At 68.0% G+C, this 8,837-nt stretch carries 9 protein-coding genes; 3 read left to right on the top strand and 6 right to left on the bottom strand.

Annotated elements, in window-relative coordinates:
• Positions 1-100: 100 nt before the first annotated feature.
• Positions 101-538, bottom strand: coding sequence for a DUF5997 family protein (locus E3T34_RS00045; RefSeq protein WP_174843012.1), 438 nt, complete (start codon positions 536-538; stop codon positions 101-103).
• A 96-nt stretch (positions 539-634) separates the two neighbouring features.
• Between E3T34_RS00045 and E3T34_RS00040 the strand changes: the two genes are divergently transcribed.
• Together E3T34_RS00040 and E3T34_RS00035 are read left to right on the top strand one after the other, a co-directional pair.
• Positions 635-1,429, top strand: a complete 795-nt coding sequence (locus E3T34_RS00040; protein ID WP_198411560.1) for a LysR substrate-binding domain-containing protein — start codon at positions 635-637, stop codon at positions 1,427-1,429.
• A gap of 63 nt (positions 1,430-1,492) precedes the next feature.
• Positions 1,493-2,677 carry a GAF domain-containing protein gene (locus E3T34_RS00035; RefSeq protein ID WP_134341755.1) on the top strand — a complete coding sequence of 395 codons (1,185 nt, stop codon included), beginning with the start codon at positions 1,493-1,495 and terminating at the stop codon, positions 2,675-2,677.
• A gap of 21 nt (positions 2,678-2,698) precedes the next feature.
• Here E3T34_RS00035 and E3T34_RS00030 read toward each other — a convergent pair whose 3' ends face one another.
• The 3 genes from E3T34_RS00030 to E3T34_RS00020 are packed head-to-tail and all read right to left on the bottom strand — an operon-like array spanning position 2,699 to position 5,245.
• Complete coding sequence (locus tag E3T34_RS00030; protein WP_134341754.1) at positions 2,699-3,394, bottom strand: GyrI-like domain-containing protein; 696 nt, start codon at positions 3,392-3,394, stop codon at positions 2,699-2,701.
• Between the two features lie 31 nt (positions 3,395-3,425).
• Positions 3,426-4,253 carry an ABC transporter permease gene (locus E3T34_RS00025; protein WP_134341753.1) on the bottom strand — a complete coding sequence of 276 codons (828 nt, stop codon included), beginning with the start codon at positions 4,251-4,253 and terminating at the stop codon, positions 3,426-3,428.
• Positions 4,250-5,245 carry an ATP-binding cassette domain-containing protein gene (locus E3T34_RS00020; RefSeq protein ID WP_134341752.1) on the bottom strand — a complete coding sequence of 332 codons (996 nt, stop codon included), beginning with the start codon at positions 5,243-5,245 and terminating at the stop codon, positions 4,250-4,252. Before E3T34_RS00020 ends, E3T34_RS00025 begins: the two co-directional genes overlap by 4 nt.
• A 75-nt stretch (positions 5,246-5,320) precedes the next feature.
• On the opposite strand from E3T34_RS00020, the gene E3T34_RS00015 reads away from it, so the two are divergent.
• Positions 5,321-5,551: a hypothetical protein gene (locus E3T34_RS00015; RefSeq protein WP_134341751.1), complete on the top strand. Its 231-nt coding sequence runs from the start codon at positions 5,321-5,323 to the stop codon at positions 5,549-5,551.
• On the opposite strand, the gene E3T34_RS00010 is transcribed toward E3T34_RS00015, so the two are convergent.
• Positions 5,548-6,510 carry an FKBP-type peptidyl-prolyl cis-trans isomerase gene (locus E3T34_RS00010; protein WP_134373247.1) on the bottom strand — a complete coding sequence of 321 codons (963 nt, stop codon included), beginning with the start codon at positions 6,508-6,510 and terminating at the stop codon, positions 5,548-5,550. The two genes, E3T34_RS00015 and E3T34_RS00010, sit on opposite strands and share 4 nt — an antisense overlap.
• A 215-nt stretch (positions 6,511-6,725) precedes the next feature.
• Entirely contained in the window at positions 6,726-8,444 is a 1,719-nt protein-coding gene (locus E3T34_RS00005) for a chromosome partitioning protein (protein ID WP_134341749.1), read from the bottom strand.
• Positions 8,445-8,837 lie beyond the last annotated feature (393 nt).

The following is an 8,837-nucleotide window of genomic DNA, read 5'->3' as shown; positions in this document are numbered from 1 at the left end:
GGCCTCCGTTGCATCGTGTTGAGTGTGGTAACCCAATCGATACCGGAGGTCCTCACCTTTTTAGCTCACGCCACGCTCACAACCTGTGTGGGAACAACACCTAGCGGCCGCGACCGGCCTTCTCGTTCTGGGCTGCCTGGCGGGCGACGTGGGCGATCTTGCGGGCGCGCTCGGCGTCGCGGTCCTTGACCCGGATCTGCTCCTCGCGCACCTCATACTGGGTGGCACGCTCGGTCACGAGCCAGGCTGGCGGCTGCTGCAGCAGAGCCTGGATCTCGGCGGAGGTGAGCGGCTCCGTCACGGCGCCGCGCACGAGGCCGGAGATCGAGACGCCAAGCTTGGCGGCGACGACCTGCTTGGGATGCGGGCCGTTCGCCCGCAGGTCGACCAGCCAGGCAGGCGGTTTCGCTTCGAGCGCGGCCAGCTCGGTGCGCGACACGGGCGCACTCTGGAATTCTTCCGGGGCTGCTTCGAGCAGAATCCCGAGCTTCTGGGCCGCCGTGGCGGGCTTCATGGTCTGGGTCTTCTTCTCGCTCATCAGTCAAGCGTATAGCCTGAGAGCACCCGCATAGCCTGAGAGACAGCCGCTCCCCACGGATCTACGTTCGCAGTGCCATCACGAGAAAGGATGCCGGTGACCTTTTCCCTTGCCTTCGTCGCCGGTGTGACCCCCACCAAGTGGACCCGCACCTGGGCCGATCGACGCCCCGACCAGCCACTCGAGGTCTTCCGCACCGACCCGTCCGAACAGGACGCGGTGCTGCGTGACGGCCGCGCCCAGGTCAGCCTGGTGCGCCTGCCCGTCGATGAGACCGATCTCAGCCTGATCGCCCTCTACCGGGAGATCCCGGTGGTCGTCGCGGCCAAAGACCACTTCATCGCCGACGCCGACAGCGTGCTGGTGGCCGACCTGGCCGAAGAACACCTGCTGCAGGACCCCGACGACGTGCCCGAATGGCGCCTCGTGGCCACCGAGGTCAAGGACGGCACCCGCCGCCCGCTCCCGGCCATGCGCGACCTCGACGACGCGATGGCGCAGGTCGCGGCTGGGGTCGGAATCCTGATCGTCCCCCATTCGATCGCCCGACTATACGGCCGAAAGGATGTCGTCTCGCGCCCGGTCGAGGATGTCGCCGAGAGCCAGGTGTCCCTGGCCTGGCTCTCCCGTGAGACCACGGTAGACGTCGAGGAGTTCATCGGCATCGTGCGCGGCCGCACGAAAGACAGCTCGCGGGTCGACTCGCTGCCCGCCGGCACCGAAAAGGTCAAAAAAGAGAAGAAGACCGACAAGGCCAAGGCGGCGGCGAAAGCCGTGCGGGTCGCGGCGGCGAAATCCAAGCCGGCCGTGGCGAAGAAGGCGACGAGCGCCCCGGGCCGCACCCGCAACACCCCCAGCCCCCGGGCGGGCAAGCGCCGCGGCGGCCGGTAGCCCTCCGTGCCGCAACTCCTGCGCTGGGTGCTGGTACCCCTGATGTGAGCCTGGTCGGCGGCCGTGACGCGCGACTACGACGACATCCCGCGGCCCCGGGACACTCCTCAGGCGCATTCCCCGGGAACCGACAGTGACCGCGTGCTCCTCTTCGGCAGCGGACCGGCCGTCGGCTGGGGCGTGCTCAGTCACGACGTGGCCCTGCCCGGATCTCTGGCGCGGGCGTTGTCGTCTCGCACCGGGCGGGGCACGGATGTCGACGTCATCCCGAACCCGCTGGTCACCATCCGCACATCGCAGGCCGAACTCGACGGGCTGGGACTCTGGCGCTATGACGCGGTCGTCGTGAGCCTCGGCACGACCGACGCCATCACCCTCCTGTCAGCCCTGGTCTGGCAGCGCGAGCTGTCCGCCCTGCTCGACCGGATCCGGCACGAGTCCTCGCTCAGCACCAGGATCTTCGTGCTCGGCGTGCAGCCGATCCGGTCTATCGCGGCCTTCGACTCCGGGCTGGGCTCCGTGGCCGAGAAGCACGCCCGCAGCCTGGACGAGGCCAGCGCGGCGATCTGCGCGGGGCAGGAGCGGAGCTGCTTTGTTCCCATGGCCGCAACCCTCGCCTCAACGCCGGGGCGGGTGCGCACGGCCGCGCAGTACGTGCATTGGGCCAATCTCCTCGCCGACAAGATGGCGCCACCGCTCGATGCCGAGTACCTGGCTGCTGCCCGAGGAACTTCCCGAGGAACGGCCGAGGGCCGCGCGGAAGCGTGGGGTGCCGAGCCGCTCTCGCCTGGCCCCCGCCGGGCGGTCGCCAGGCTGGGCATCCTCGCCGCCGACACCGAGGTGCGCTGCGACCACATCGTCGCCTTGGCCAGAAGCGCCTACGGCACCCGGTCGGCCGCCCTGACGCTCAGCGACGGCGACCGGCTCTGGGACCTGGTGAGCGTGGGCTTCACTCCACGCGTCTACTCGTTGGCCGGGTCGATCACGGCCCTCGCTGTGAGCGGGGCCGGAGCGTTCGTGATTTCTGACATGCTCCTGGACGACCGGTTCACCGCCCGCCCGCCCCGTCTGGGCCAGGAGCAGACCCGCTTCTACGCGGGTTTCCCCATCGAGGCCGACTCCGGCGAGCGGATCGGCGTTCTGTGCGTGTTCGACTCGGAACCCCGGGGCGCCGCCGAGGTCGACCCCGTGCTGCTGCGGGAGTTCGCCCTCCTGATCCAGGCCGACCTCGGCCGGCGTCAGGAGTAGGCGCCGCCCGGCCGGCGCGGGTCAGACCGGCGCGACCGGCTGTCTCAGCACCGTCTTCAGCTTCGCGGGCGCGGCGCGGCGCGGGTCGCCGAGGTAGATCTCATGGTGCCGGCCGTTCACCCTCAGCCCGTAGCTTGCCAGGAACTCCCCGTGCAGACGGTCGAGGGCGGGTGCCTCGGCGGCGTAGGGCCCGACATGCAGCAGCTGCGCCGACAGCCCCTCGTCGAGCCTTTCCACCCGCACCCGGGCGAGCGCGGACAGCTTCTTCTTCGCGAGCGCGCCAGTGATGGCCCCGGCGATGAAGGCATCCGTCACCCAGTCCGGCTGGCTCATCAGCAGCGTCCATTTCCACTCCGCCTTCGCGCCGGCGGTGAAGACGGAGGCATCGTCGGCGTACCAGAGGCCTTCGAGCGGTGCGATGACCATCTCGCGGCCGAGCGCACGCTTGGCCGCGAACTTGACCGCGAAGGCGATGGCGTAGAGGGCCTCGACGGCCTCGATGTAGGCCGGCGCCGTGTCCGGGTCGCCGACCCCGTCGAGGGCGACGAGCCGCTGGGCCGGAACCTCGATCAGCTCCCAGTCCACGTTGGCAGGCCCGTAGAGCGACGGATGAGCGCGCTTCACGTCCCAGGGGCCGGCCCCGCCGGGCGCGGTGTTGCGGGGCGCGCGCAACGCTCCGGTGCGCCGGTCGGTGCGGAATGGCACCGGGTCACTCATGGGCACTCTCCAGGGGATTCACTGACTCCTGCTAGCGGGAACTGATGGACGCGAACTTGCGCACGCAGAGCGGAACGAACACGACCAGCATGACCGTGGTGCCGATCAGCACCGTGGCAATCGGGTTCTGCATGGTCCAGATATCGGGCACCGGAGCTGTGCCCTCATTGCCGAACAGCTCCCGTGCCGCCTGCACCAGCGATGAAACCGGGTTCCACTCGGCGAAGACGCGCAGCGGGGTCGGCAAGGTGTCGCTGGGCACGAAGGCGTTCGAGATGAAGGTCAGCGGGAAGAGGATCAGGAAGGACGCGTTGTTGATGACCTCGGGAGTCTTCACGCTCATGCCGAGCAGCGCCATCACCCAGCTGAAAGAGTAGCTGAACAGCAGCAGCAGTCCCACGCCGGCGAGGAATTCCGGCACCGAAGAGTTCACCCGCCAGCCCACGAGCAGCCCGGTCAGCATCATGATCACCATGGAGATCGTGTTCAACGCCAGGTCACTATTGGTGCGTCCGATCAGCACGGCGGAGGAGGTCATGGGCAGGCTGCGGAAGCGGTCGATGATCCCTTCCTTGAGGTCCTGCGCCATCGCCGCGCCCGAGAAGGTCGACCCGAACACGACGGTTTGAGCGAAGATCCCCGCCATGAGGAACTGGACGTAGTCGGTGCCTTCCACGGAGATCGACCCGGCGTAAACCTGGCTGAACAGCAGCACGAACATGATCGGCTGGATCACCGCGAACACGAGCATGTCGGGCGAGCGCTTGATCTTGATCAGGTTGCGCTTGGTGACGGTCCAGCCGTCGGAGTACCAGAGCGAAAGCGGGTTCCAGGTGGGGAGGGTGGCAGCGGAGCTCATTTCGACTTCTCCAATTCCACGTCGTCCGCCTGGTCGGCGGCCTTGTCCGCCTTGTGGCCGGTGAGTTTCAGGAACACGTCGTCGAGCGTGGGCCGGCGCATGCCGGCGTCGTGCAGACGGATGTCCGCGTCACCCAGCGCCGCCAGCACCTGCTGCAGCGCCCGCGGCCCGTCGACCACCGCGACCTCGAGGCCGCGGCCGTCGCTGGTGATCGCCGGTTCTCCCGCGCCGTAACGGGCGAGGATATCCCGTGCCGCCACGCCGTCGCCGGCCTCTACCAGGGCCACCTCGAGGCGGTGGCCGCCGATCTGCGCCTTGAGGTGGTCGGACGTGCCCTCTGCAATCACCCGGCCGTCGTCGATGACGACGATGTCGTCCGCGAGCTGGTCGGCCTCCTCGAGGTACTGGGTGGTGAGGAGCACGGTGGTGCCGTCGGCGACCAGGCGCTTGATGACGGCCCAGAGCGCGATCCGGCTGCGCGGGTCCAGCCCTGTGGTGGGCTCGTCGAGGAACAGCACCTTCGGGTTGATCACCAGCGCGCCGGCCAGGTCGATCCGGCGGCGCATCCCGCCGGAGAAGCCCTTGACCGGGCGGTTGCCGGCCGCGGTCAGTTCGAAGAGGTCGATCAGCTCCTGGGCCCGGCGCCGGGACTCGGCGCCGCCCAGGTGGTATAGCCGACCGACCATCTCGAGGTTTTCGAACCCGGTCAGGTTCTCGTCGACGGCCGCGTACTGCCCCGAAACGCCGATAATGCGCCGTACGCCCTTGGGGTCGGCGACGACGTCGATGCCGTCGACGAACGCGGTGCCGGAGTCCGGCCGGATCAGGGTGGTCAGCATCTTGACGACGGTCGTCTTACCGGCGCCGTTCGGGCCGAGCAGCGCCTTGACGGTCCCGCGCGGCACGGACAGGTCCAGCCCGGCGAGCGCATGCACCGGCCCGGATTTGGAGTGGTACACCTTGGTCAGACCTCTGGCCTCAATGATGGTCATGGGACATCCCTGCCTGGTCGGGGGAAAAACGAGGGAAACGAGCGGGAACGAGCGGAGCCACGAAATCAACATTTTATGGACCTCGACCGGCTCGGACAAGCGCCACACCTGAACGCACGGATGCGCCCGGCCGACCAGGTCAGCGTGGAACTCCATGTCGACCGGTCCGGACGCGACCTCGGCCAGGTGCAGAAGGGTGCCGTGCTCGTCGGTGCTATACCGCACCGGCACTGCGGCGGTGCCCGGCACGACGGCCGTCTGTCCCAGAAAACCGGTCGGTTCGAGCGCAGCCGAACGGCCGGCTAGCCGGCGGCGAGGATGTCGACGACGAAGACGATCGTGTCGGTACCCGAGATGCCGGCGTCGGGCTGGCCCTCGGCGCCGTAGCCGAGTTCCGGCGGAATCGCGATCATCACCTGGGAGCCGACCGTCTGGCCGACGAGACCCTGGGCGAAGCCGGGAACGACGGCGGCCAGGGAGATCGGGGTCGGACCGCTCTTGCCCCAGGTCTGGTCGAACACCTCACCGGTGGACCAGACGACGCCCGAGTAGTGCATGACCACGGTGTCCGCTTCGGCGACTGTGGCACCGTCACCCTTCTTGAGAACCGAGGTCTTCAACTCGGTCGGAGCGTCGGTTGCCGGGATCGTCACAGTCGGAGCGCCGTCCTCGGCCAGCTTGACAGTCGGGAAGCCATCCTCCGGCTTCTGGTCCTCGCCGTTCGCGCGAGGGGGGATTTCACTTTTGACGTCGATGACGAAGATGATGTTGTCTTCGGCCCCGACCTTGAGCTCCTCGTTGCCGGTCTCGCCGAACGCGTCAGCCGGCGGGGCCACGACCGCGACGCGCGATCCGTAGTTCGCGCACGCGACGCCCTTCATCAGCGCCGGGAATACACTCGAGTCCTTGGCCAGGGTGATGGGAGCGCCGAGGTCGTCACCGAAGCCGCCGGCGTTCATCTTCTCGCCAGTGTTCGCGTTGTAGACGGAGAACCCCAGTTCGACGATGTCGTCGGTCTTGACGGCGTCACCCTTGCCCTCGGTCACGACGGAGACCTCGGTGGCCTTCGTGGTCAGCGGCGACTCGAACTTCACTTTGGGCTCGGCGCCGGCCTTGCCGGAGACTTTCACGGCCTCCGACGCCGTGCCGGAATCGACGCAGGCGATTCCCGCCGCTCCGGTGTTGTCGGAGGGAGACCCGCTGCACCCGGCGAGGGCGAGCACGGCAACCGTGGCAATGGAGATGAGGGCAGGAAGTTTACGCACGCTGATCTTTCTCTTCGACAGTGATCTGTTCACAATGATCTTTTCGACCACTGATCTGTTCGGCAGGATTCGATGCATACACTGATTTGCGAGGCATCTGAGTCGATGGGCATCCGTTCGGGCCTTCGCCAGTATGCCCGACCGAGATCAGTGCCGCCTGAATCCCGGCTGGCACACTGTCAGCCGGGCAGGCTCAACACCGGGACGCCGCCGGGTCAGAGACCTTCGGCGATCGCGGCCGTGGCAACGAGCCACGCTTTACGGGTGCGCGGCGCGAGCGCGTCATAGTTCAGCGATCCCCCGGCCACGAGGGCGGAGTCATACGGCACGTCCACGACGGTGCGGGTCAGCTTGCTGAAGTGGTCGTGTAGCCGCACGGAGAGCTGACGATCGGCCGTCTTGGCCGGTGACGCCAGGATTGTGACCGCCTGCGCGACTTTGTCGGCGTGGCCCTTCTGACGCAGGCCGTCGAGCAGCGAGGCCGCGCCGTACGCGGTGTCCTCTCGGATGGTGGAGACGACGACGAGTTGGTCGGCCGCGTCGACGGCCGCCTCCCAGTTGGACGCCCGCATATTGTTGCCGGTGTCGATGATCAGCACTCGGTAGAACCGGCTGAGCGCGGCATGCAGTTTGCCGAAGGCCACGTCGTCGATACTGGCTGCCCCGGCAGGGTCGAGGTCGGAGGCAAGCGCGTCGAACCGGGCGTCACCCTGGTTGCGCACGTAGTTGTCGAGGTCGCCGACCCGGGCGGAGCTTGAATAGGCGAAGTTGTCGAGGTCGCGGAGCAGGTCAACTGCGGTGTTGGTATGGGCGGCGGTCTGCGCCCGCACGCCGAGGGTGCCCATGGTCTCGTTGTTGTCCCAGGCGAGGGTGTACCCGCCGCGATGGATGCCGAAGGTCGCGGCGATGAGCAGGGTCGCGGTGGTCTTGTGCGCGCCGCCCTTCGGGTTGAGCACGACGATCGTGCGCGGGCCGACCAGGCTGCGCTGCACGGACGCGACCGCCGCGCGGTGCGACATCTCGCCGGTTCCGGGGGCCGGGGAGACGAGTCCGCCGGTGAGGCGCCGCACCGTGCCCTGCCAGCCCAGAAGGGCCGGCCCCGCCACGAGCGGCGGACGGGAATTCATGAAGTCCGCGAGGTTCGGACCGCCACTGGCGAGCGCCGCGGGGGCGATCGAGGGGTCGTCGGCGGGCACCTCGGCGAACGTGCCGCCCGGCACCGGTGCCGGGCCGACGAGGTTCGTGGCTGCCCGGGGAGCGGAGAAGGGCGAGGCCGCGAGGTCCTGCTCCTGATCGTCCTCATCGTCGCTGTCGGCGTCGAGATCGAGCACGAGGCCATCGAACGCGGTAAGGGGTGGGACATGGGCCCGTGCCGACGGGGCCGGTTCGATCTGCTGGATGACCTCGGCATCGGCATCGCGCATGTCGGCATCGCGCTTGGCTTCCTTCAGCGTTGCCGTGTCAAGCGCAGCCGTGCCGAGCCCAGCGTCATCGAGCCCGGCGGCCTGGAGTTCGGCGGTGTCGAGACCCGATTTCTGCTGTTCCGCGGGCACGACCAGCGCGATCAGTTCGACGTCCTCGGTTTCGGAGACAGCGGCGGAGACAGCGGCGGAGACGGGAGCAGGCGCGGTCGACACCGGCTCCGATGCCTGTCCCGGTTCCAAGGAGGTCGGGATGAAGGCCCCATCGTCTTCTACGTCCCCGTTCGGGTGAACGATCAACGGCGACTTGCCCTGCTCGTCTTCCGCGGTCAGGCGCACCGCGCGATCGATCGCGCGCGCGGCATCCGTGACCCGGTTGATGATTTCCTCGCGCACGCCGGCCTCGTCGGCGGCGGTGATGCGCGAGCTGACACCGTCGATGACGAGCTCTCCCGTTCCGTCGCTTCGGATCATCGCGCGGATGCGGGGAAGTTCGGAAATGTTCTGCGTCATATTCGGCCTTTTTTCGTCGAGCTCAGCTCATCAAGCGTGAGCACGTCGAATTTCGGTCAAGCGTGCCCCGTTCAGCCTACGGGGTAGCGGCGTCCACCCCTCGTTTGGCCGGGCGACGCACTCAAAGGAGTGCGAGGATCGGGCACTCACCCCCCTTCGCGGGCACGCTGCAGCAGCCTCCGGGCGGGGAGGCTGTTCATCACAGGTTGAGCAGCGTCTCCGGCGGTGAACCAATTCGACGGAGATTCTGCTCTGAAACGACCTTTTCGGAGTTTCTGGCATTGATTCGGGAATAATCTCGGCTCTCCTGCTGCTTCCGTGGGTTAATCCCGGCCGGGGAGTGCGGGTTTGTGGCCGCCGAGGCTGAGCATGGCCAGGGCGATGAGGGCGTCG

Source organism: Cryobacterium sp. TMT1-62, assembly GCF_004403145.1.
GTDB classification, from domain to species: domain Bacteria; phylum Actinomycetota; class Actinomycetes; order Actinomycetales; family Microbacteriaceae; genus Cryobacterium; species Cryobacterium sandaracinum.
The sequence above is the reverse complement of the archived record's forward strand: the minus strand, read 5'-3'. Positions and strand labels throughout refer to the sequence as shown.

Coding starts and splice junctions, on each gene's coding strand:
- E3T34_RS00045 (WP_174843012.1), bottom strand. CDS start 538: ATGAGCGAGAAGAAGACCCAGACCATGAAGCCCGCCACGGCGGCCCAG.
- E3T34_RS00030 (WP_134341754.1), bottom strand. CDS start 3,394: ATGAGTGACCCGGTGCCATTCCGCACCGACCGGCGCACCGGAGCGTTG.
- E3T34_RS00025 (WP_134341753.1), bottom strand. CDS start 4,253: ATGAGCTCCGCTGCCACCCTCCCCACCTGGAACCCGCTTTCGCTCTGG.
- E3T34_RS00020 (WP_134341752.1), bottom strand. CDS start 5,245: ATGACCATCATTGAGGCCAGAGGTCTGACCAAGGTGTACCACTCCAAA.
- E3T34_RS00015 (WP_134341751.1), top strand. CDS start 5,321: ATGGACCTCGACCGGCTCGGACAAGCGCCACACCTGAACGCACGGATG.
- E3T34_RS00005 (WP_134341749.1), bottom strand. CDS start 8,444: ATGACGCAGAACATTTCCGAACTTCCCCGCATCCGCGCGATGATCCGA.